The organism is Candidatus Palauibacter soopunensis, from assembly GCF_947581735.1.
Classification (GTDB): Bacteria; Gemmatimonadota; Gemmatimonadetes; order Palauibacterales; family Palauibacteraceae; genus Palauibacter; species Palauibacter soopunensis.
This window is the reverse complement of sequence record NZ_CANPVT010000008.1, coordinates 33,454-57,172: the sequence shown is the minus strand read 5'-3', so window position 1 is coordinate 57,172 and position 23,719 is coordinate 33,454. Positions and strand designations below refer to the sequence as shown.

Annotated in this window: 12 protein-coding genes; 1 reads left to right on the top strand and 11 read right to left on the bottom strand. The window is 68.8% G+C overall.

Features of this window, described 5'->3' with window-relative positions; genetic code table 11:
- Positions 1 to 78: 78 nt before the first annotated feature.
- The 3 genes from RN901_RS04325 to RN901_RS04315 all read right to left on the bottom strand — a co-directional run bounded on the left by RN901_RS04325 (position 79) and on the right by RN901_RS04315 (position 5,725).
- Complete coding sequence (locus RN901_RS04325; protein WP_310756322.1) at positions 79 to 3,138, bottom strand: molybdopterin-dependent oxidoreductase; 3,060 nt, start codon at positions 3,136 to 3,138, stop codon at positions 79 to 81.
- The gene (locus RN901_RS04320; protein WP_310756320.1) at positions 3,135 to 4,715 is read right to left on the bottom strand and encodes a 4Fe-4S dicluster domain-containing protein; all 1,581 of its coding nucleotides are present in this window, start codon (positions 4,713 to 4,715) and stop codon (positions 3,135 to 3,137) included. The genes RN901_RS04325 and RN901_RS04320 overlap by 4 nt, the downstream gene beginning before the upstream one ends.
- 146 nt (positions 4,716 to 4,861) lie before the next feature.
- Positions 4,862 to 5,725 (bottom strand): hypothetical protein, encoded by an 864-nt coding sequence (locus tag RN901_RS04315; protein ID WP_310756318.1) that lies wholly within the window; start codon positions 5,723 to 5,725, stop codon positions 4,862 to 4,864.
- Positions 5,726 to 5,833: 108 nt separating this feature from the next.
- Here RN901_RS04315 and RN901_RS04310 point away from each other — a divergent pair, with 108 nt between their 5' ends.
- Positions 5,834 to 7,201 (top strand): NAD-dependent succinate-semialdehyde dehydrogenase, encoded by a 1,368-nt coding sequence (locus RN901_RS04310; protein ID WP_310756316.1) that lies wholly within the window; start codon positions 5,834 to 5,836, stop codon positions 7,199 to 7,201.
- Between the two features lie 2 nt (positions 7,202 to 7,203).
- Here RN901_RS04310 and RN901_RS04305 read toward each other — a convergent pair whose 3' ends face one another.
- The 8 genes from RN901_RS04305 to cysC form a co-directional block, all read right to left on the bottom strand.
- Positions 7,204 to 8,310 carry an NAD-dependent epimerase/dehydratase family protein gene (locus tag RN901_RS04305; protein ID WP_310756314.1) on the bottom strand — a complete coding sequence of 369 codons (1,107 nt, stop codon included), beginning with the start codon at positions 8,308 to 8,310 and terminating at the stop codon, positions 7,204 to 7,206.
- Positions 8,307 to 10,703, bottom strand: coding sequence for an SDR family oxidoreductase (locus RN901_RS04300; RefSeq protein ID WP_310756312.1), 2,397 nt, complete (start codon positions 10,701 to 10,703; stop codon positions 8,307 to 8,309). Before RN901_RS04300 ends, RN901_RS04305 begins: the two co-directional genes overlap by 4 nt.
- Before the next feature lie 116 nt (positions 10,704 to 10,819).
- Positions 10,820 to 11,392: an acyl carrier protein gene (locus RN901_RS04295; RefSeq protein ID WP_310756310.1), complete on the bottom strand. Its 573-nt coding sequence runs from the start codon at positions 11,390 to 11,392 to the stop codon at positions 10,820 to 10,822.
- On the bottom strand, positions 11,304 to 17,885 hold the full coding sequence (locus RN901_RS04290) for a polyketide synthase (RefSeq protein WP_310756307.1): 6,582 nt from the start codon (positions 17,883 to 17,885) through the stop codon (positions 11,304 to 11,306). The genes RN901_RS04295 and RN901_RS04290 overlap by 89 nt, the downstream gene beginning before the upstream one ends.
- Entirely contained in the window at positions 17,882 to 19,672 is a 1,791-nt protein-coding gene (locus RN901_RS04285) for a B12-binding domain-containing radical SAM protein (protein WP_310756304.1), read from the bottom strand. The genes RN901_RS04290 and RN901_RS04285 overlap by 4 nt, the downstream gene beginning before the upstream one ends.
- 74 nt (positions 19,673 to 19,746) lie before the next feature.
- Positions 19,747 to 19,992, bottom strand: a complete 246-nt coding sequence (locus RN901_RS04280; protein WP_310756302.1) for a hypothetical protein — start codon at positions 19,990 to 19,992, stop codon at positions 19,747 to 19,749.
- 75 nt (positions 19,993 to 20,067) lie between these two features.
- Positions 20,068 to 21,849: a solute carrier family 23 protein gene (locus RN901_RS04275; RefSeq protein WP_310756300.1), complete on the bottom strand. Its 1,782-nt coding sequence runs from the start codon at positions 21,847 to 21,849 to the stop codon at positions 20,068 to 20,070.
- A complete protein-coding gene (gene cysC, locus RN901_RS04270; RefSeq protein WP_310756298.1) occupies positions 21,849 to 23,714 on the bottom strand; it encodes an adenylyl-sulfate kinase in 1,866 nt (621 codons plus the stop codon). The genes RN901_RS04275 and cysC overlap by 1 nt, the downstream gene beginning before the upstream one ends.
- Between the last annotated feature and the right edge of the window lie 5 nt (positions 23,715 to 23,719).

Below are 23,719 nucleotides of genomic sequence, written 5' to 3'. Positions count from 1 at the left end.
CTCAGTATCCCGCGCCAGCGGCGCGTGCGGCACTGTTCACTTTCACATTACGAAGTAGATGGGGGCCTCGATTTGCTGTCAAGTTGCGCCCCGCGGGTCCGGCGGGGACGCCTCCGACCCGTCCGGCTCCGGGAGATCGTATGCCGTGCGGACGGGACGCACGGGGCGGATGAGCCAGTGCGGCCGGCGCGTCCCATCGGGAGAGTGCCGCCGGGCTCCGCGCGTCTTGTCGAGCCAGCGCCGGTACACCTCGTGCGACCGCTTCGTGTCGACGTGAATGTCCCCGTGACGGTCGCGCCGCGACGCCTTGGCCACGCGCACGGCCTGGTGCCAGCAGTGCATCCCGGACACCGGATCGGGGTGCACCGGGAAAGTGAGGTTCTGATGCACCCCCACGTCCGTCCACCAGATCCGGGACGTGTCCGGATCGTCGGTCTCGTACGGCGTCGCGCCCTGCCTGCGTGACAGCTTCCAGTCGCCGTCCTTCTCCGCGAGGGAGACCGTGGCCATGAGTTGCCGCTGGCCGGCCATGTTCTCCCGCTCGCCGCGGCCGGCCGATCCGGGTTCCCCCGCGTCCGCACCCGCGCCCGCGGCGTCCGCCAGCTTCCAGCGCCCCATGTGGTGGCTGCACGCGACGACGCCCGGCTTGATGCCCTCCGTCACCCATGCCTTGAGGACGAAGTAGCCGATCTCGGTCTCGACCCGCACGAGATCTCCCGTCCTCACTCCCTTCCGCGCCGCGTCGGACGGATGGAGCCAGAGCGGATTCGTGTGGGCAATCTCGTCCAGCCACTTGGAATTCGCCGATCGCGTGTGGATCTGCACGGGGAGCCGGAAGGTGGAGATGAGGCACATCTGATCCGGCTCCATCGCGGCCGGATGCACGTGGCTCCGGATGTAGGCGGGCACGGCGTACTCGGGCCAGCCCCAGCGGACGAGCGTCGGGGAATAGAACTCCAGCTTGCCGCTCGGGGTCGGGAATCCGCGCCGGATCGTATCGTCCACGCGAACGCCCACCGGGCGCCTTCCCTCCGGATCCGGGTCGGGCGCGCCCATCGGCGCGAGGTTCACCGCGGCGGCGCCGGGGGCCCGCGTGTAGACGCGGCCGAACTCGTCCTCCCGCGCGTCCTCGAGTTCCTCGGCCGGGACGGGCCGCTCGTGCAGCGGGCCGATGTCGCGCGCCACCTCGAAGGCGCCGTAGCGGCGCATGTAGTCCAGCGGCGAGAGTCCCTCCGCCGCGGCCGCCTCCGGCAGGCCGGGCACGGAGTGCTCGAACATCCAGGCGTAGTATTCGTCCACCGTCAGGCGCTGGCCGGGATTCTCCTTCGACTCCACGAACTCGCGGATCCCGAGGCTGCCGTCCGGGTCGATGCGCCAGGAGAGTTCGAGCCAGAACTCGTTCTCTTCCCACACTTCTCCGGGGTTCGTGTGGCGCGTGTCCGCCACCCGCTCGCCGAGGCGCTCCCGGGCGGAGCGCAGCACGGGCTGCCGGAAGCCGATCCACTGGCCGTCGTGGGTCTCGTAGGAGTGGAGATCGTGCCGTTCGGGCCCGTGTCCCATCGGAAGGACGTAGTCGGCGAAGTAGGCGGATTCGTTCCAGGTCGGCGTGAGCGCGACGTGGAGGCCCACCTTCTCCTCGTCCGTCAGGGCCTCGATCCACGCGAACCCGTCCGGGTTCGTCCACACCGGGTTGTACACGCGCGTGAAATAGACGTCGAGCTTCCCGCGCCCTTCCCTGAGGAGGTGCGGGAGGAGGAAGGAGACCTCGTACATCGCCAGCGGAAACTCGTCGGGCCAGGTGAGGTCGTTCCAGTGCTCGGGGTGCCGGGGCATCCGGATCGGCTTCGGGATGAACTTGTTCCACGTGCTCGGATAGGTGCCGCCGGGCGTCGCCACGGAACCGGTGAGGGCGTTGAGGAAGAAGAGGGTCCGGGCCACCTGCCAGCCGCCTTCGTTGCCCGATGCGGCGCTGCGCCAGTTGTGCGTGGCGAGGCGCGAACCCGCCCGGGCCACGAGTTCGGCGACCTCGCGGATCTGCTCCGCCGCCACGCCCGATTCCTCCGCCGCCCACTCGAAGGTGCACGCTTCATACAGCTCGCGGAGGGCGGCCTCGAACGATTCGAAGGTGCGCGGGAGATCCGGCTTCTCCGCGGTGAGGTACTCCTCCCAGTTGAACCAGCGCTTGACGAAGTCGCGGTTCCAGGCCCCCGTCGTGATCAGGTGGTTCGCGATCGCGAGGAGGACGGCGGCCTCGGAGCCGGGTTGCGTGGGGAGCCAGTGGTCGGCGTGCGTCGCCGTGTTCGAGAGGCGCGTATCGAAGACGATGAGCCGCGCCCCCTTCTTGACCCCGTCCAGGATGCGCTGGGCGTGGGGGTTGAAGTAGTGGCCGGCCTCGAGGTGCGAACTCACGAGGAGGATGACGTCCGCGCGGGCGTGGTCGGGGCTGGGGCGGTCCATGCCGAGCCAGAACTGGTAGCCGGCGCGCGCGCTCGAGGAGCAGATGTTCGTGTGCGAGTTGTGGCCGTCTACGCCCCACGCCGCGAGCAGCCGCTCCGTGAAGCCGTCCTCGCCCGGACGCCCCACATGGTACATGACCTCGCGCTGGCGGCCTTCGTCGATGGCCGTGCGGATCCGCGCCGAGATGTCGTTGAGCGCCTCCTCCCACGAGACGCGCACCCACTTCCCCTCCCCGCGCTCGCCGGCGCGCTTGAGGGGGTAGAGGACGCGGTCGGGGTCGACGATCTGGTTCAGCGTGGCCGGGCCCTTGGCGCAGTTCCTGCCGCGGGAGCCCGGATGTTCGGGGTTCCCCTCGAACTTCCGCACCTGGAGGGTGTCGCGGTCGACGTAGGCCAGGAGTCCGCACGCGGACTCGCAGTTGAAGCAGGTCGTGGGCACGAGCATGTAGCGCCGTTCGCGCCGCTTCGGCCAGGCCTTCGAGTCGAGTTCGACCCAGTCGTCCCAGCGTTCCCGCGGGGGGAAGGCGGCGAGTTGGGCGCGGCTGGGACCAGGATAGAAGGTCTCGCCGCGAGCCTCGGTCTCCGAGCGCGCCGCGCTCACGCGCTCGCTGAGTTCGTGCAGCCGTCGCGTGACGCCGTCGGGGCCGGAGCCGTTGCGGCCCGGGCCGCGTGGATCGCTCATGCGAGGGGCACGGACTGGCCGGCCTGCACGTACGCGTGCTCGTGCGCGAGAAGTCCCGCGAGGGCGGAGATGCCGATGAGTGGGGCGACCCAGGCGCCGCCGACCGGGCTCACCGTGAGGACGGCCGCCAGCGTCACGAGCAGGATGCCGCTCCAGAACCACGGGGCATAGCGGCCGCGGACCATGTTCCGGGCGGCGAGGGCGGCGTGGGCCGTCGCGTGCGTGAGCGTCAGTTCGGCGAGCACGAGCAGCAGGTGCGCGGCGGCCGTGAGTCCCACCAGCCGGCCCAGCGCGGCGGAGCCGCCGAGCGACGGGAAGAGCATCAGGGCCGCGCCGCCGGCCAGCAGCGCCTGTACGAGGAAGTGCGGCGGCAGGAGCGGATTCTGCCACAGGTCGCGCGCCCGGGCCTGCGCGAACAGGTAGGCCGTGTAGACCGCGGTCATGCCGGCCAGGGGCGCCCCCGCCCACGCCATCCAGCGCGTCGTCTCCGCGGCCCCGGCGCCGCCGATCAGCGCCGCCGCGAGGTGCGCGGTCAGGGCCGCGCCGTAGCCCGCGATCACGAACGCCCCCCGCACGAGCCAACTCTTCATGTGGGGTCTCGTGAAGATGAGGAAGAAGCGCTTCGGGTGCTCGAGGTCCCAGATCAGCAGCCCGCCGGTGAGCGCGAGCGCGGCGAGGCCGAGGAGCGGCGTGAGCGTCAGCCAGGTCCCGCCCTGCCACGCGAGCCCGCCCAGCAGGCAGAGGAGGAGCACCGCGAGGTATACGCCGGCGGAGACCCCCTTGGTGAGCGTGTACAGGCTCACGCGCCAGTCCCACGGCGCGGTGTGCGAGACATCGTAGGAGAGAATCGCGGCGGCCGACGAGTTCGGGCCGTGCCGCCCGTCCGTTCCCATCGGATGCGGCTGACCCGAGCCGACCTCGTGCGGGCCCTCGGGCTGCTCGCTCCACATGTACAGCCCGCCTCCGGGGCGGACGGCGGCCAGCGGATCGAGCGTGGCCTGGTGCGCCCCCTTGTAGAACAGCTTCGGGTGCGTCTCCTTCTCCGGGCGCCGGACGCTCACCGGATCGCGCCCCACGTACTGCGAGACCTTCGACTCGGGGTCGTCGAGGTCGCCGACGATGATCGCCTCCGTCGGACACACCGTGACGCAGGCGGGCTCCAGCCCCATGTCGATGCGGTGAGCGCAGAAATTGCACTTCTCCGCCGAATGGTCGTCCGGGTTGATGAAGATCGCGTCATAGGGACAGGCGGCGATGCACGCCTTGCAGCCGATGCAGATCGACTTGTCGAAGTCCACGATCCCGTCGGGACGGCGGAACATGGCCTCGGTGGGGCAGGCGGTCGTGCACGGCGCGTCGTCGCACTGGTTGCAGCGCGTGACCTGGAAGGCGCGCCGCGCGGCCGGGAAGGTCCCCACGTCGGCGTACTTCACGTAGGTGCGGGTGACGCCGAGGGGGACTTCGTTCTCCGACTTGCAGGCCGTCGTGCAGGCGTGGCAGCCGATACAGCGCGTGTGATCGATGACCTTTGCCCAGCGGCCGGTCGGGCTGCCGCCGTTCGCGGCGGAGTCTGGCATGCCTGCTCCCCGTGAGAGGGTCGGTGCGATCGCGACCTCGCGCTCGCGCGGGCCGGCGGTCTCCGGTCACATGGCGCTGCTGGCAGACCGTGGCCTGCTATGTTCCACCGTCGCGCGGGAGCGGGCAAGCCCGTTGAATCGGTCCGTCAGTCGGTCAGCGCGATTCGGAGGCCCGGGAGGTCCACGCCGCTCGCCTCCACCCGCCACACGTCGGGGGCGGACAGCGGCTCGAGCGGGGTCATCGTCCCCGTGCTCACGAGCAGGCCGTGTGCCGGGATCCCGGCACCGGAGAAGCGCGGCCACAACCGCGGCACGACCTCCAGCGCCTCGCGCGGATGCCCGAGGACATCGCTTCCCCGCCCGCGCGCCACGAGTGCCTCGTTACGGAGAAGCCGGACTTCGAGCCGGTCGAGGCGGGCCACCCGTTCGTCGAAATCCGGCACCTCCCGGGTGACCGGCCGGCCGACGATGAGCGCGCCGTGGAGCCCGAAGTCGGCGACCGAATCCGCGGGCGTGAGGTGCCAGTCCGGATAGTGACAGTCGACGATCTCGAATCCCAGCGCGATCCAACTCGGCCGGCCGCCGTTGGGCGCCTCACCCCTGCGCGCGTCACCCCCGGGCTCGATGCCGAAGACGACCTCCACTTCGATCATCGGGGCGCGGAACGTCGCCAGCGAGACCTCCGCCGCCGGTCTCGCCAGGCGCAGCGTTCGAGCGTAGATGGGGGCGAGGATCGGTTCATCCAGCCCGAACCGCGGCCAGATCGCCTTGTTCGTGAACCCGACCTTGCAGCCCGCCGGCCGGTATCCCCGCTCCCGAAGGCGGCGGTCGAGCGCGGCCCCGATTCGGTATGCATCATCGAGACTGAACCCTTCGTGCCGCAGCGTCGGCGGCTGTATCGTCTCACGCTCGTCGCGGGCGGAAAGCAGGTCCCGCACGAGATCCGCCTCGCGAGCGTTGGCGGCGGCGGTATCGGCCGCAGTCCGGGCCACAGCGTCGGCTTCGGTCACGCACGGCTCCAGGGCAGGTCCGGCCGGGGCTTGCGGGTCGCGCGCAGAAACCGGACGATTTCGCTAGGCAGACCGTGCTAATGGTAACGTCTCGTGAGAGAGAGCGAGATGCCTTTCGAGAGCATAGATCCGACCACGGAAGAACGGCTCGCGTCGTTCCCGGCCCTCGATGCGGACGGGATCGACGAGGCGCTGGCACGGGCCCGTGCGGGGTTCGAGGTGTGGAGGCGCGTGCCGGTGGCGGAGAGGGCCGAGCGTCTCCTCGCGCTCGCGGAACTCGTCGAGCGGGGCAAGGCGGCGTACGGCCTGCTGATGACGCGCGAGATGGGCAAGCCGCTCGCCAGCGCGGTCGCCGAGGCGGAGAAATGCGCCTGGGTGTGCCGCTACTACGCCGAGCACGGGCCCGCGCACCTGGCGCCCGAGCGCTTCGAGTCCACCGGCACGCACTGCTGGGTCGAGTACCATCCCCTGGGCGCGGTGCTCGGAATCATGCCGTGGAACTTCCCGTTCTGGCAGGCCATGCGCTCCGCGGTGCCGACGGTGCTGGCCGGCAACGTCTTCCTGCTCAAGCACTCGCCCAACGTGCCGCAGTGCGCGGTCGCGCTCGAGGGACTGTTCTCGCGCGCCGGCTTCCCCGAGGGCGTATTCCAGAACGTCTTCGTCGAGGTCGAGGACATTCCGCGCGTGCTGGACGACCCGACCGTGCAGGCCGCCTCCCTCACGGGCTCCGTCGCGGCCGGCTCCGCACTCGCGGCCGAGGCGGGACGCCGCATCAAGACGACCGTGCTCGAACTCGGTGGCAGCGATCCCTTCATCGTCATGGAGAGCGCGGACCTCGACCGGGCCGTCGCGACCGCCGTCGATGCCCGCATGTGGAACAACGGCCAGTCGTGCATCGCCGCCAAGCGGATGCTCGTCCAGCGTTCGATCGTCGACGAGTTCACCGCACGGCTCGTCGAACGCGTGGCGGCGCTCCGGGTCGGCGACCCGAGGGAGCCCGAGGTCGAAATCGGACCGCTGGCCCGCCGCGACCTGCGGGACAATGTCGCGGAGCAGGTGGGGGCCACCGTGGCGGCCGGCGCCCGCGTGGCCACCGGCGGGCGCGTGCCCGGCCGGCCCGGATGGTTCTACGAGCCCACCGTGCTCACCGATGTCCCGGACGGCTCCCCCGCCACGGACGACGAGATCTTCGGTCCGGTCGCCAGCATCTTCCCGGTCGCCGACATCGACGAGGCCATCGAACGGGCGAACGCAACCGAGTTCGGCCTCTGCTCCGCCATCTGGACGAACGATCCCGAGGAACGGGCCCGCGCCGTCCGCGACCTGGAGGCCGGCGGCGTCTTCATCAACGGGATGTCCGCTTCCGATCCCCGCGTCCCCTTCGGCGGCGTCAAACGCTCGGGCTACGGGCGGGAACTCGGCCCCCATGCGATCCGCGAGTTCGTGAACGTGAAGACGGTGTGGGTAGGAGACTGACTTCAGCGTGACGCCCGCGTTCGGTCCCGGCGGCCGCCCCGAGGCGTGGAGACGAGGCCGTCGTTCAGCAGTTGCTGGAAGTGACTGACAATGGTCTCCTCGACGGGACGGAAGGTCATGCCGAGAACGGTCCTGGCGCGCGCGTTCTCGAACCTCAGGGGATACCCCACGTTGCGCTTCGCCACGGCGCGGGGAATCCCCCCCAGGGGCGCGTACCCGATGGCCATCGGATTGGACACGGTGCGCCGGGGGAAGGGGAAGCCGTCGCCGAAGCGCTCCCGCAGGATCCCGGAGATTTCGATCAGGCTGCGCGTCTCGCTGACCAGGATGTGGCGTCCCTCCGCCTCAGGGATGAGACCCGCCTGCAGGTGACCCTCCGCAACATCCCGGACATCGACGATGGCGAACTCCAGTTCGGGCGCGCCGACGCGATGGGCCCCGTTTCCCAGATCGCGCATGATCAGAACCCCCTCGGCGCTGGTGTTTCGGCCGAGGCCGGGTCCGAGAACCAGTCCGGGATTCACCACCACCAGATCCCACCGGGCCTGTTCATCCGCCATTTTCCAGGCCAGCCGCTCCGACAGCGTCTTGGAGTAGGAATAGGGCTGGTGGCTTTCGTGGCTCGTGGTGTTCCAGTGGCTCTCGTCGAACCGGTCCGCCTCGATCTGCTCGAGGTCTGCCGCGTCTCCGTAGATCGCCACGATGCTGGAAGTCAGCACGACGCGTTGGACCGCGTCTGTCCGTCCAGCGGCCTCCAAGACGTGACGCGTACCGCGTGTCGCGGGCTCGATGAGATCGCGCACCGGATCGTCGACGTCGCGCACAATGAGTGGGGACGCGGTGTGGAAGACCAGCGGGCAGCCGGCCATCGCCTCGTCGAACCCGTCGGGATCGAGGAGGTCGGCGCGAAACAGGGTCAGCGTCCCGGGACAGTCCCGGGCGATCGTCCGCAGGTGGCCGGTTCTCTCGGGATCCCGGGGATCGCGCACGGTCGCGTGGACGTCGAACCCAAGTTCCAGAAGCTTCTTCACCAGCCACGATGCGACGTAGCCGTTCGCGCCCGTGACGAGAACCGGACCGGGCGGCGGCCACCGCCGGCGGAGTGTCACAGCAGCGAAGCCCGGCGGCCACTGCCCGACAGGAAGTCGAGATAGCGCACGAAGGCCTCGTCGATCGCTTTGCGCGTCAGGCCGTAGTCCGCGATGTCGTACGTGTGGCGCTTCTCGGTGCGGCGGCGCTCCATCTGCTCGTCGAGCCACGCTTCCATGGCGGCGACGGCTTCGGGTCTCAGGGGCCAGCCGCGGCGATCGTAGACCTGCGCCACGACCGCCATCGGATCCTCGACGAGATCGTAGTAGCTGACATCGATCCAGCGGTCGTCCAGCTCCGGGCGCGACTCGCGAAACGCCACCGCCCGGTCGAGGAGGCGGCTCATCGCGCGCAACTGCTCGGCGCCCAGCACCTCCGGCGGACGCGGTCTGCTGACGGTCGAGCGAATCCGCTCTACCAGGCTGCACCACGATCCCATGAACTGCGCGGGCTCGCGGTGCGTCTGGATGAACAAGGCGTCGGGATAGGCTTCGGTCAGCGCCTCCAGCTCCATGAGATGCGTCGGCATCTTGAACAGCCACTGTCCGTCGGCCCCGCGATACCGCTCCCGGCGCTGCCAGGTGTAGTGCTGCATGACGCGTCGGTGCAGCGCGTACGATTCGCGCGAGCCGCTCGCTTCGAGCCAACGCTCGTATGTCGGAATGGGATGCCGGGTGGCGAACATCCAGGCTCTGAACGAGAGCCGGAGGATCGGGATGTCCTCTTCCGGCTCGTCGATGCCGATATGGTGAATCCCCTCGAAGGAATCGATGATGCCGGACGCCTTGAACACGTCGGCCGCCAGCGGCCGGCGCGGGTCCCCGGGCGTGCCGGCCAGGCCGGCGTAATCGCCGCCGGCGATGACGGGCTCGACGTACTCGTACGCCCGTAGCGCCCAGAACCGGGGGTCCCGGGCCATGAGGCGGTGCAGGTAGGTGGTGCCCGTCCGGTTAATGCCCACGATGAACACCGGTCGGACGATCTCCTGCCGCTCGATCACGGGATGGCGGCGGCGTTCGCCGGCGAGTTCCGCGTTGTTCCGCAGGAGCCGGCACATGTCGAAGACGATGTGGCCGATTCGGTCGTCCGGCAGGCCCGCCTCGGGCGAGTTGAGCGCTTCCACGAGTTGCTCCAGCCCTTCGAGCATCCACCCGGGATAGGTGTCCTCGAAGGAGACGCCGTTTTCTCCGGCGTAGCGCCTCGCCTGCTTCACCAGCCGGTCGAAGTCCAGGCTGCGGCGCGGCAGCGGATGGGGCCAGTCCTCGCGATGCGTCCGGACCCACCGGTTGTAGCGCACGTAGCGGGTAAGCGGGCCGGGCCATTCGATCGGCCGGGGACAGTCCTCGCGAATGGCGCGGTCGCTGATCGGGAGCGACGTGGCCGCCTCGGTCCCCCGCAGCCAGTAGCGTCCGAAGTGATCGAGGACCGGCCAGTATCCGGCCATGGGCGAAGCGTCGCCGCGGGCCTGGCAGGCACGCCTGAACGCCTGGTACGACACCTCCGGCAAGTCCAGCCCGACCTCCTCGAGCGACACCGTGCGATAGGAGGGTGTCGGATTGCAGCAGTTGTAGAGCGTGAACCGTCGTTCCGGGTTCAATGAGATGTCGGTGCACGTGCGGCTCAGCGTATCGGCCGGATCGTTGGTGGACTGCAGGGTGAATCCGGATGGAACCGATCCGACGTCTACGGCCGCCGCGAAGAGCCGCTGGCTGATGTTGCTCGGCTGACTGTATCCGGTCGATGCCATGCTGGTCTGCCCCAGGCGAAACACGGCCATCGGGAGACCAGCCGACTGCGCGAACAGCAGCGCCTGCTCGGCGACGAGCTTGCTCCAGGGGTATCCGAGCAGCCCGAGCGGAAACGTCTTCTTCATGCTGGCCAGGTCGGGCTGCGCCTCGTGGACGATGCGGCTCCCCTCGTACTCGTGCGCGAAGGTGCAGACGTACTGGGGGAAGATCCCCATCGTCCCGGCGTAGAACAGGTGCTTGTAGCGCGTGCGCAGGCACAGCTCCAGCACGTTGCGAAGACTGGACGCGTTCACGCGGCGGATGGCGGCGTACGACGCGGCCAGACTCAGCGTGGCGGCGAGGTGATAGACGGCGTCGATGTTCGCGCAGAGATCGTCGAAGTCGGCGCGCGACAGGCCGAGCCGCGGCTGGTCGATGTCCCCCGCCCGGACATGGATGCGCGAAGCGAAGTCATCATCCCAGGTCTCCGCGTGTTCCATGTTCGCGCGCAGCCGCCCGAACCCCTCCTCCGCGCTCGCCGCCCGCACGAGGCAGTGCACGTGCAGGCCGGCGTCATGCGCCAGCAGGTCGCGCACGAGGAAGCGCCCGATGAAGCCGGTCGCGCCGGTCACGAGCACGTGCCGGACTTCGGAAGGGGAGACGGCCTCGGCCGGCGCCGCTCCCATCACGGTGGTCCGCACGAAGCGACGCAGCGCGCTGAGGTCGCGCTCACAATGCGGCGGCAGTTTCCCGACCAGTGGCGGGGCCGAGCGGCGGGACGCCGTTGTCGCCGTGGACCGGGTCATGCCTGGATCGGGAAGTGGTCCTCCAACCTGTTCGCGAAGGGCGAACGCCGCGTGCGCACCCGGTGTACGGGTTGTGGTGAGACATCCGCCGACCCATCGGTTTCGGCCACGGTCTCACCTTCCCCGTCCGACTCGGCTCCGTGCACGATCATCTCCGCCAGTGACTGGGCGGAGGCGGTCGTCATCAGTTCGAGGGCGCTCACCTGCCGGTTGAACTGCGCCTGGATGAAGGCGCCGAGTTCCGCGACCGAAATCGACGTCAGCCCGAAGCTCGACAGCGGCTCGGCGACATCGCCCTCTTCGTGGCCGCAGAGTTCGGCCACCTTGGCGGAGATCTGCGTGACGACGCTCTCCAGGGTCAGTTCGCCGCCCACGTTCACCTCGAACGCCGCCTGATTGTTGAGCAACCGTCCGTTGCGCATGTAGTCCGGGGAATCGACGGTCCACGCCGGGTTGGAGAACAGCGCGGTGACCAGGTGGTCATGGTCGGTCGTGCCCCGCTCCGTCGTGCCGGGCGCCATCGTGCGCAGGGCGTAGTCGAGATTGGCGATCGCGAAATTCGCGCTCACGGTGGTCATTCCCGCCGCGCGCATCATCCGCATCACGTGGAGGCTGCGCGCCGCCATCCCGACCTCGGTGACGGGGCCGAGGTTGTACGAAAACCCCGGCAGCCCCTGCCGGCGACGCCAGGCCGCCAGCCCGTCCAGAAAGGCGCTCGCGCTGCTGTAGTTGACCTGCCCCACGTTCCCGAACGTCGAAGCGATGGAGGAGAAGAGGACGAAGTAGTCGAGGGCGCAGTCGGTCGTGGCATCGTGCAGGGTTCAAAGCGCCGCGCGCCTTGGGCGCGAACACGTTTTCCAGGGAATCGGCGGAAGTGTCGAGGAACGAACGGTCCTCCAGCGTTCCGGCGAGGTGGAAAACGCCCTTGAGCGGCCGCTGCAGCTCGGCGATGCAGCGGCGCACGTCCTCCGCCTCGCGCACGTCGCCCGAAACGATCTCGATCTCGTAGTCGCCGGCCATCTTCGACAGCGTGGTCGTCTTGCGGAGCCACTCGACGCTCCGTTGACGCTCCGGGTCACGGTCCATCAGCGTGACGTGCCGGGCCCCCGCCGCGACCAGGTAGGGCACCAGGCGCAGCCCGAAACCGCCCAGACCGCCCGTGACCAGATACGTGGCCTCCGGGTCGAGGAAGGGGCGCGTGTCCGCGATCGCGAACCCCCGCTTCGCCGGGTCGGACGGCGCCTTCAGGACCAGCTTCCCCTCGTGCCGGCCCGTCGTCATCAGGCGGAGCGCGCTGGCGTAGTCGCCGTACTCGTAGGCGGTGAGTCGGGGTGGCGGCACCGCGCCCTCGTTCATCCGGTCCAGACAGGCCTGCGAGAGCATGTGCGACAGCACCGGATCGTCGAGCATCAGCCGGTCGACGTCGATCGCGGCGAAGCGGAGATTCTTGCGGAAGACCCGCATGCCGAGCGAGTTGTCCGTGAAGATGTCGACCTTCCCGATCTCGCAGTGCCACCCGGAGGGCCTCAGGGCCTCGAGGCAGAGGGCAATGTGGTGGCCCGCGAGCGAATTCAGCACGACGTCGACGCCTTCGCCCCCCGTCGCCTCCATCAGGTCGTCGTACCAGTCGTGGCTGTGCGAATCGAACGCCCCGCGCACACCCATCTCGAGCAGTTGCTCGCGCTTGCTCGGGTTGCCGGCGGTCGCATAGACCTCCGCCCCGACGTGGTGGGCCAGCGCGATCGCCGCCTGCCCGACGCCGCCCATCGCGGAGTGGATGAGGACCCGCTGTCCCTCCCCGAGACGGGCCAGGTGGATGAGCGCGTAGTACGCGGTCACGGTCACGGAGAGGGATGCGGCAGCCTCCTCCATGCTCAGCCCGGGCGGCTTGAGGAAGGCGAGGTGCTCGTTCACGACGATTCGGTTGGCGATGCAGCCGCCCGTCGTGACGGCCACCTCGTCCCCGGGGCTCAGACGTTTCACGTCCGGGCCGGCGCGGCGTACGACACCGCTCCCCTCGATGCCGACCTCGCGGCCCAGCGCCGAGCGCTCGTAGGCCAGCGCGGGCAGGAGCCCCAGCGTCACCATGACATCCCGAAAGTTCAGTGCCGCCGCGGCCATCTCGATCTCGACGTCGGAGGGTCCGAGCGGGGGCAAGGCCGTGGTCGCCGTCTGAAGGCCGCTCACCTGGCCGGGATTGTCGAGACGGAGCCGGTACGGGGGATCCGCGTCCGCCGGCACGAGCGGCCACCGATCCCGAACGCTCACGACGCGCGGCACCCACAGGCGTCCGTCCCTGACAGCCAGCTCCCGCTCGCGCGGGTCGCACGCGTCGAGTCGGGCCAGCGCCTCGAGGTCGCCCGCGGCGCCCAGATCCACGAGACGGAAGTCGATCTTCGTGTCCTCGGCGAGAAGCTCGAGCGCCAGGCTGCGCACGGCTCCCCACAGGGCGCTTCCGCGCGGCTCTTCCACGCCGCAAACGGCACCCTGCGTCACGATGTTCAGGCGGCAACTCCGGGTCGCGCTCTCCAGCCGGAAGGGCGCGAGGGCCTGGAGGAAGGCGACAAGACCCCACACTGCCCGTTCGCCCGTCGGATCGTCGGGGTCCGCCCCGACGAAGAAATCGATCGCCTCGAGGTCCGCGCCCCACGGCCACTCCTCCAGCGCTGCGAAATCTCCGCTCTCGAGGGCGCTCCAGGGGACGCGATACGCTTGATCCGACTCGAGTCGTTCGATCCACTCGGCGGCCGGGCTGCCGGGTTCGCCGATCACCCAGCGCGGACCGGCGGCGCCGGCCGAAGCCGCGGTCGCGCCGGTCGGCGCGGGATCCTCCTGTGCAGCCTGCAGGAGCGTGGTGCGGCGGCCGGCGTGAAGCGTGCTCCAGCCGTGCGCGGGTTCGACGATGTCGCCCTCGTCATGCGAGACGAGCGCGAGCCCCCCGGGCACGGCCAGCCGCTCGAGGATCGCCCACGCTTCGCCCCAGCGATCCCCGGCTGCTCCATCTTCGCCCGGGTCGCGGTGCAGCAGGACGACTTCGGCCGCCGCAGGTCGAAGCAGACCCGTCGCCATCTCCGTCTCGAAGGCGCCCTCCGCCGTGGCGTTCAGCGAGGCGAAGCGAATCGCGGCATCGCGGTGATTGAAGGCTTCGTAGAGTGCGTGCGTGGACTCTTCGTCGTCCCCGAGCAGCCAGTACTCGCTCTGCGCCTCGGGGCCCGAGAGATGCTCCAGGCATCGGTTGAGCAGGGTCCGCTCCGCCTCCCGGCGGCCGGCCATCTCGATGACGTGACAGGCGTACGGGTGGCCTGCCGCGCCCTGTTCGAGGGCGGCGATGAGGGCGGCGGGATCGATGTCTCCGTCCCGGATCGCGTCTCCGATCCGGGGCCCCGGAGGCACGAGCTTCGGTTGCCAGCGGATGAGGTGCTTGCTGTCCGGGACGTCGCTCCAGCGCGGATTGCTGTTGAAGGAGTGATACTCTCCGATGTGCGCGAGCAACTGCCCCGTATCGGTGTCGTAGAGGCTGAGCCGCCCGATGTACAGTTCGCCGAGGGGCTTGTTGTACTGGCCCCGTTCGTCCACGTCGAACCAGTCGCCCGTGTCGACGAGAAAACAGGTGATGCGCGGCCCCGTCGGGGGGCGCAGGAACGTGATGTCGCACGCCCGCTGCGGCATGGAGAAGAAGTCGGGCAGGCGCATCAGATAGCGCAGAAAGATCTGCAGTCCGCCGTCGGTGAGCGGGGGATAGAGGAGATATCCCTCCTCGTGGCCGGACGCCCACAGTTCCTCGTCGACCTCGATTTCGAACAGCATGTCCGTCGAACCCGAATCCATCTCGATCCGCTGGACGCTGCGGAACTCGGGGCCGAACTCGAACGCGTCCCCGACGACCGCTTCAATCTGGTCGTAGAACTCCTCTCCCGTCGCGAGGGGGGAGGGATCGAAATCGGAAGCGAGGACGTCGCCCAGCGTCGTGAACGCGTCGACGGCATGGTCCTCATCCACGCGCCGCACCCTTCCGCGGCAGTGCAGCGTCCCCGCCTCATCGTCCTCGAAGGATCGGGTGGAGATGGTGAACGTGAACTGGCCGGGAGCGTCGGGCACGGCGAACAGGGCCGTCTGCAGCCGCACCGGCGTCGGGCTCACCGGCGTGTGCTGCAGGAACTCGATCTCCTCGATATTGATGGGATCCCCGGAGAACGCCTGCAGCAGGAGCTCGATGTATCCGGCGGCCGGAATGATCGGGGCCCGGTGGACGCGGTGGTCGGTCAGCCAGGGGAAATCCTTCTCGGAGAGCCGCGCCTCGAACAGGATGTGGTCGCAGGCCACGCGGTGTCCGACGAACGGGCCGTGGGAGTACTCGCCGCGCTGGACGAACATCTCGTCGTCGACCAGGTCATCGCTGGTCGTGGTCTCTTCCCTGGGATGGCCGGGAAGAAGATGAGCGATGGGTTCCGGACGGGGATACTGCGAGGCGAAATCCAGCGTGACGCCGGCCCGGTAGAGGTTCCCCAGGGCCTCCTGAAAGCCGAGTGACGCATCCTCATCCTTCATCAGGGTGGGGAGACAGACGGCGGGCGGGCCGGCCGCTTCCAGGCACTGCCGGATCAGGGGCTGCAGTGCGCCGTGCGGGGCGATCTCCAGGACCACGTCGGGCCGGCATTCCCGCCTCACGGTGTCCATCGCGGCGCCGAAGAGGACGGGGTTCCGGATGTTGGACCACCAGTAGGCGTTGTCCAGGCGCTCCACGGTCTCCCCGGTGACGGAGGACACCATGGGCACGTCGCCGTCGAAGACGCATTCGTTCAGGAAGGCGAGCGCCTGCAGCGCGTCGTCCCGCAGCGGATCCATGGCGGTGGAATGGAATGCGATGTTCCCGGGGATCAGCCGGTTCTGCAGGCCGCGCCGGTCGAGTTCGGTCATCACGGGCCGCAGCGCCGCTTCCTTTCCGCAGATGACGGTGTTGGCGGGCGAGTTCTCGCAGGCGATCTCCACCTCGGGGGGCCGGTGGTTTTCCAGCAGGTCCTCCACGCCCGGCCGGTCGAGGCCGACCGCCAGCATCCTGCCGGAGCCGGCCACCCGCTGCTGCAGCGTGGCGCGGTGGTAGACGAGCCGCGTCGCCTCGGCGAGGGAAAGCGCCCCGCTCGCGTACGCCGCGGCGACCTCGCCCGAGCTGTGTCCGACGACGCAGTCCGGATGGACACCCCATGTCGCCAGCAGCTCCACCAGGGCGCACTGGATCATGAAGATGGCCGGCTGGGCGAGCTGAACCTCGTTCAGCTCCTCCTGGCTCGCCGAGAAACAGGCGTCGCGCAGCGACACGTCCGAGTGCTTCCGCCACTCCTCCTCGATGGCGTCGACAACCCGCCGGAAGACGGGGTCCGCGTCGTAGAGGTCGCGCCCGCACCCTGCCCACTGCGTGCCCTGCCCCGAGAACACCATGGCCACCCGGAGGTCGCCCGCTTCCACCGTGGAGACCGGGGAAGGGTCTTCCGCGAAGGCGTCCAGTGCCTCGACCAGCTCCGGGCCGTTGCGGACGACGAACGCCGTACGCACGGGGAACCGGGAGCGGCGCCGGCTCAGGTTTCCGGCCAGGGTGTAGAGATCGGTCTCCCGCCCGTCGAGAAACGCCCGCAGGCTTCGCGCGCTCTCCTCCAGGGCCTTCGGCGTCCGCGCCGAGAGAGGGATCATGTAGCCGGCGCCGGACGCAAGCGGCACCGACCACGCCCTGGATGGGTCCGGCCGGTACTCCCGCACGACGCAGTGTCCGTTCGCACCGCCGAACCCGAAGGAGTTGATCCCGACCACGACCGGGCGGTCGGGGAACGGCTCGCAGGCGGTCTGCACCTCCAGCGGACCGCGGTCGAAATCGATCTCCGGATTCGGAACCAGGTAGTTCTTCGAGATGGGGGCGAACGTCCGCCGCCGCATCATGAGGATGACCTTCAGCAGTGCACAACTGAACGCCGCCGCCTCGAGGTGCCCCACGTTGCTCTTCACGCTGGCCACCCGGAGCGGGACCTCGCGCTCGACGCCGCCGAACGCCTCGGCAATGGCGTTTCCTTCGATGCGGTCGCCCACGACCGTGCCGGTCGCGTGCGCTTCCACGTAGTCGAAGTCCTCCGGCCGCAGTCCCGCACGCCCGCAGGCCTCGCGCATCAGTTCGACCTGTGAATGGCGCGTCGGCGCCGTGATGTAGCGCCCTTGAGCGAGTCCGGCGGCGTCATCGGCCGTCCCGGCCGTGTTGACCGCCGTGGCTTCGATCGCCGCGAAGATGTGGTCTCCGTCCCGCTCGGCCGCCTCCAGCGGCTTGACGGCGAACACGAACGCACCTTCGGACCGCATGTAGCCGTTGGCGTCCGCGTCGAAGGAATGACACCTGCCGTCGGGACTGATGACGCCGAGCGCGTTGAAGGAGGCGCTGCAGCGGGCGGACCCCAGGTAGGTGGCGGCGCCCACCAGAGCCTGCTCGCAATCGCCCTGACGCATCGCGTTCACCGCCGTGTGAAGCGCGGTCAGCGACGCCGAGCAGGCGGTGGAGGTCGCGATCGACGGCCCCATGAGGTTGAGATGGTAGGAGATCCGGTTCGCCAGCATCGAGGCGTCGATGCTCAGAATGGAGAACTCGTTGGTCCCGAACAGGGCTCGCCAGTTCGCGGTGGAGGCGACCTGGGCTCCGATGAAGACGCCCGTGCGGCTGTTGCGGAGGGCGTTCAGGCTCCAGCCGGCGTGTTCGCAGCTCTCCCACGCGCAGCCCAGCAGCATCCGGATCTGCGGATCCATGTAGGACATTTCATGGTGGGAGACCCCGAACAGGCCCGGATCCATCCGCTGCTCCAGTTCGTCCCGGAGCAGCCCTTCGTACGGACTGCCGAAACGACCCGGGCCCGAGAACCGGCCGATCGGCTGGTAGCCGCGGCCGTAGCGCTCGGTGACGGGCTCCTGGACGACCCGGCGTTCGCTGAGGAGCCGCCAGAAGTCGTCGTCCGTGCGGATGCCGCCCGGCATCCGGTAGGCATAGCCGACGATGGCGATGGCATCGCCGGATGTCCCTGCGATGGAAGTCACATGGCCTCCGCTCGGCTGGCGCGCCCCGTGGCTCCCAGGACGGGCAGCCCGGCGTCCTCCGGTGCGGGGGGTCGCGGCCCCGAACTCAACGCAAGCTCGAAGGCCGCCAGAGCCTCGCGGATGCCGTCTCCGGCAAACCGGAATTCACGGGGGATGGCATTCCGGCGCGCCTCCGCGCGTTGCAGGGCCTCCCGTCTGTAGTCGTCCTCCGAGCCCGAGGCCGAACCGGCGTCCGATCCGGCTTCATGGAACGATGCCAACTCGGACTTCAGGTACTCCTTGAAGCCTCGGAGAACGGTCTGCTGACGCGTGAATTTCTCGCAGTGATGGCCCGTGGCGGCCAGACTGATGGCCAGCGGCAGAAACTGAGGGTGGTCCTTGGAGACTTTGGCGATGTAGCGCGAAAACGGCGGGAGTTGTTCCGGCGTGAGGCGCCGGCGGATTCCCATGATGCCCGCATAGAGGACGTGCGCGCTCACCGGTTTGTGGAGGTGCGGTACGGGACCGAGGTGGTCCAGCAGAGTGAGGCAGCGGTCGAAGTAGTTCTCCAGCGTCGAATCGTAGATGGTCCCGATGACTCGGAGATACCCTTCCACCAGCGTCCCGGGATCCATCTGCGGCTTGAAGTTCAGGGAGGTGTCGTCGATTTCGACCGGTTTGTCCAGCAATCGATTCTCGCGCTCCAGCCGGGCCCAGAGGTCTGTGCCCTTGAGTGCGGTCAGCAACCCGATCAGCGCCATCGGAATCCCGGCTTCCTGAATGAAATCGATCTGGGCATCGAACGCGTTTTCATCATCTTCGTCGAGGCCGAGGATGAAGCCGCCCAGCACCTGCATGCCCTTCCCCTGAATGCTGCGCACCGCCTTGAACAGGTAGTTGTCATCGCGCATGTCGATGTTCTGCGGCTTCTTCATCTTCTTGAGAGCCTTCGGGTTGGGCGTCTCGATACCCAGGAAGACGGCGTCGAATCCGGCCTCGATCATGAGATCCATCAAGTCGTCCATCCGGACGAGATTGACCGTCGCCTCCGTGAACAGGGAATAGGGGTGGTTGCGGTCCTTTTGCCATTCCGCGATCGCGGGGAGGAGCCTCAGGGCTTCGCGCTTGTTGCCGATGAAGTTGTCGTCGACGAGAAAGAGAGGCCCGCGCCATCCCAGTTCATACAGATGGTCGAACTCGGCCACCATCTGTTCAGGCGATTTCGTGCGGGACACACGGCCGTACAGCTTCGTGATGTCGCAGAACTCGCAATCGAAGGGGCATCCGCGCGAGAACTGCAGACACATCGAGTAATAGTCGTTCATGTCGATGAGGTCGAAACGGGGAAGCGGAGCGAGGGTCACAGCCGGCTTCCTCGGGGCGCGATAGATGGCCTTTGCGGCGCCATTCTCCAGGTCGCGAAGGAAGCCCGGAAACGTCTCCTCCACCTCATCGAGCACGAAATGGTCGACGCCTTCCATCTCCTCGTGAAACGTGGTGGGATGCGGCCCGCCGGCGATGACGGGAACCTGCGCACGGTTGCAACGCTCCACGACCCGCTCCAGCGAGGGACGTTGCGGGATCATGCTCGATGTGAAGGCCAGATCCGCCCACTCCAGGTCGGCGTTTTCCAGCGCCGTCACGTTGAGGTCGACCACGCGCAGGTTGTACCGCGGCGGGAACATCGCGGCGACGGTGAGCAGGCCGAGAGGAGGAAAGGCCGCCCGGATGCCCAGGATCTCCAGGGCGTAGTTGTGACCCCAGTATGTCGGCGGGTGCCTGGGATGGAGCAGCAGCGCATTAGGCATGTGAACCCACGGGCTCGCGCGATGCGCGGGTCATCCCATGCGAATCAGGAGTCTTTGACCGCGTCCCGCACCACCTAGTCGGCGGCGTCGAACAGCTTCCGGCGCCATTCCTTCCGCCGATTCCGGAACGCCTTCACCATCTCCCACAGCGCGTCGCGGACCCGCTCCACCGCTTCCTCCCGCACCTCCTCCGACAGCGTCGTCCCGCTCGTGAACTCGTACTTCTCGATCGCGAAGTCGGCGATGTCCAGGATGTTGTCTCCGACGACGGCGAAATCGACCGCGTTCCTCATGGCAGGGGCTTCGCGTGGCTCGCTCATCCGCTTGATCCTCGTGGAATGGGTTGCTGAGGGTAGCTGTTCTCCTTGCCACAGAATGAATGGCCGCGGGCGGATTTAGTCAACCTCGCTCACGTCACCCCTGCCCGCGGTCCATGCGCGGTTCACGTGCACCGTCAACACATCGGCGTTGTGGTACTGGTGATGCTTGACGGAAGAGGCGTGATGCCGCAGCAGCGCCAGCGACAAATCCCGCTCGCTCGTCGGGTCGGGGCGATCTCCGAGCAGGGCCATCTGGTTCTCGAGGTTGCCCTCGTGCGTCGCCGCGGTGAACTCCAGCCCGGCGCCGAAGCGGAGGTTCCGGGCCACGACGCGCAGCCGGCGCTCACCGGGGGCGGGGGCGTGTTCGTCCTCTTCCTGGCGCAGGAGACTCAGGAGCGCCTCTTCGGCCGCGGCCCGCAGGCGGTCCGTGGCCTTGCCGCTCCACTTGTACCTGGCCGCGAAGTCTCGGAGAAACCGGTCGAGTTCCGGCAGGCTCTCCGGGCGCAGCGCCAGCTCGCTCCTGTGGCGGCGGGGTCCGGTCACGTCCAGGAACAGGTTCAGCAGCAGGATGGACAGCCCGCCCACGGTGAGGCCGTTCGCCAGCATGCGGCCCATGGGCGTGGCGAGGTAGGCGGGGAAGATCGCCTGGAACTGGATCCCCGCCCCGATCCAGAACGCCAGACCTGCGATCAGCGAGTACTGCCGGTCGATCCCTTCCTGGAAGAGGATCCGCATGCCCTGTACGAAGATGAGGCCGAAGACGACGGTGATGTAGGCGCCGAGCACCGGCGCCGGGATCGACAGGATGACGGCCGTGATTTTCGGGACGAAGGCGAGAGCGATGAAACCGGCCCCGATGACGACGCCGACCCTCCGGGCGGCGACGCCGATGCCGCTCGCGAGGGCGATCCCGGCGACATACGGCCACGGCGGGAGCACGCCGGCGAAACCCGACAGGAGCGTGCCCGCCCCGCAGGCGGCGACGGATCCCTGGACCCGGCGGAAATCGACCGCCCGCGGCTCGCGCCGGGAGAGGTGCTGCATGCGGACGTTGTCGGTCACCTGCCGGATCGTGATCACGAAGGACACGAAGAGGAACCCGGGCAGGAGCAGCCAGAAGCCCGCGTCGAAGCTCAGATCCAGGCCGGATGCCGGGGGAGCGGGGATCCCGATCCAGCGGGCTTCCGCCACGCGTCCGAAGTCGAGAATTCCGAACAGGGCTGCGGTTACGCAGCCCGCGGCGATCCCGATGACGGCGTTCCACGCGCGCACCCACCGTTTGCCCCGGAGCAGGAGACCTACGACACACAGCATCGTGACCGCGGCGACGGTCGGGGCCGCGGCCGGCGGAGCGTTCTCCGGCACCCGAGTGAGCATGGCGAACGCCAGCGGCATGATCGACACCGCCACGAGCGCCGTCAGCGTGCCCGAGACGACCGGCGTGATGATGCGCCGGAGCAGCGCCAGGCGGGCCGCCAGAGCGAGTTGACACAGCCCCGCGGCGAGGACCAGCACCCCCAGCAGCGCCGGGCCGCCCGCGACGAGCGCGAGCGCGCCGACCCCGATCGAAGCCCCCGAAGCACCCATGACGGTCAGCGTTCCTCCGCCGATGCCGGCGACGCGCTTCGCCTGGACGATCGTGAGCAGGCCGCCGATCACCATGCTCGCGAAGATCGCCCAGTGGAGGTAGTCGGCGCTCTGGTCCGCCACGCGCGCGACAATCGTCGTGACCACCACGAGGGGCACGCACACGAGGATGGCTGTCTGCGCGCCGATCACAAGGCTCACCGCGCGCGGCGGATGTTCGTCGGCCGCGAACCGCAGCTTCGCGATGTCCGAGCCGGGTCCGTTCGCCATCAGCGATCCTCCGTCACGGGTGAAAGCGGAGCCGGGAACTCGCGGTCGAGTTTCTCCGTCAGCCGGTCCACACATTCTTCGGGAGAAAGTCTTTCGGTGTCCAGGTGGAGGTCGGCGTGCTCAGGCGGTTCGTAGGGACTGTCGACGCCCGTGAAATTCCTGATCTCTCCCCTGAGCGCCTTGGCGTAGAGGCCCTTCGGGTCGCGCTCCGCGCACGCCTCCAGCGACGCGTCCACGAAGACCTCGACGAAGTCGCCGGGGGCGAACAGGCTGCGGGCGTAGTCTCGTTCCGACCGGAACGGGCTGATGAAGGCGACGATGACGATCAGACCCGCGTCGACCATGAGGCGGGCGACCTCCGCCACCCGCCGGATGTTCTCCACCCGGTCGGCCTCGGTGAAGCCGAGGTCCCGGCACAGGCCGTGGCGCACGTTGTCGCCGTCCAGCAGATACGTATGCCGCCCCTCGGTGGTCAGACGCCGGTCGAGCAGGTTGGCGATGGTGGACTTCCCCGAAGCGGACATCCCGGTCAGCCACACGCACTGGGCGCGCTGGAGTTTGAGCCGCGAGCGGACGTCCTTCGATACGTCGATGTGCTGCCACTTCACGTTCGCCGCCCGCATGAGCGGGAAGACGATCGTGCCGGCGGCGGCCGTCGCGTTCGTGGCGCGATCGATCAGGATGAAGCCGCCCAGCGCGCGCGACTCATCGAACGGCGCGAAGGGGACGGGACGGTTCGTGGCGAGGTTCACCGTGCCGAGGTCGTTCATCTGCAGAACGGAGGCGGCCAGCTCGCTGCCGTTGGACACGTCCAGCCGGTGCCGGATCCGGGTGACGGCGGCGCCCACTTCCCGCGAGTGGAGCTTCAGCGTGTACGGGCGGCCCACCGCGAGCGGCTCATCGTGCATCCAGACGAGGCGCGCCTGGAACTGGTCCGCCACCTCGAGGGGTTCGTCGGCGCTCACGACGACGTCGCCCCGCGTAACATCGACGTCGGGAGCCAGGGTCAACGTCACGGAGTCGCCCCGGGTGGCTCGGTCGCGGGTTCCGTCCCCGACGACGATCGACGCCACGCGGCTCTCGGTCCCGGCGGGGGAGATGCCGACGGCATCGCCGACCGCCACCGCGCCGGCGGTCACGCGTCCGCAGTATCCCCGAAAGTCGGCGTGGGGCCGATTCACGTACTGGACGGGCATCCGAAAGGGCTGGCCGCCGCGAGCTTCCTCGACAACCACGGTCTCGAGATGGGCGAGGAGCGTCGGACCGTCGTACCACGGCGCCGACGTGCCGTTTCGGGTGAGGTTGGCCCCGGTCAGCGCCGAGACCGGAATCGCCTCGACCGCGGCGAGACCGATCTCGTCGGCGATCCCCCCAAAGGAGGCCCGGATCGATTCGAAGACGTCCCGGTCCCACTCGACGAGATCCATCTTGTTCACGGCGAGAACCGCGTGGCGGACGCCGAACATGGCCGCGATCCGCGCGTGCCGCGCCGTCTGGGGCAGCACCCCCTTGCGGGCGTCCACCAGGACAACGGCCAGATCGGCCGTCGAGGCGCCCGTCGCCATGTTGCGCGTGTACTGCTCGTGGCCGGGCGCGTCGGCCACGATGAACCGGCGGCGCGGCGTCTCGAAGCTGCGGTACGCGACATCGATCGTGATGCCCTGTTCGCGCTCGTCCCGCAGTCCGTCGACCAGCAGGGCAAGATCGGTTTCCGACCCCTGCGTGCCGTAGCGAACCGAATCCCGTTCGGTCCGCCTCAGTTCGTCCGAAAAGACCCGCCGGCAGTCGTACAGGAGCCGGCCGATGACGGTGCTCTTGCCGTCGTCGACGCTGCCGCAGAGCACGAAGCGAAGGGTCGGCGGCATCACCG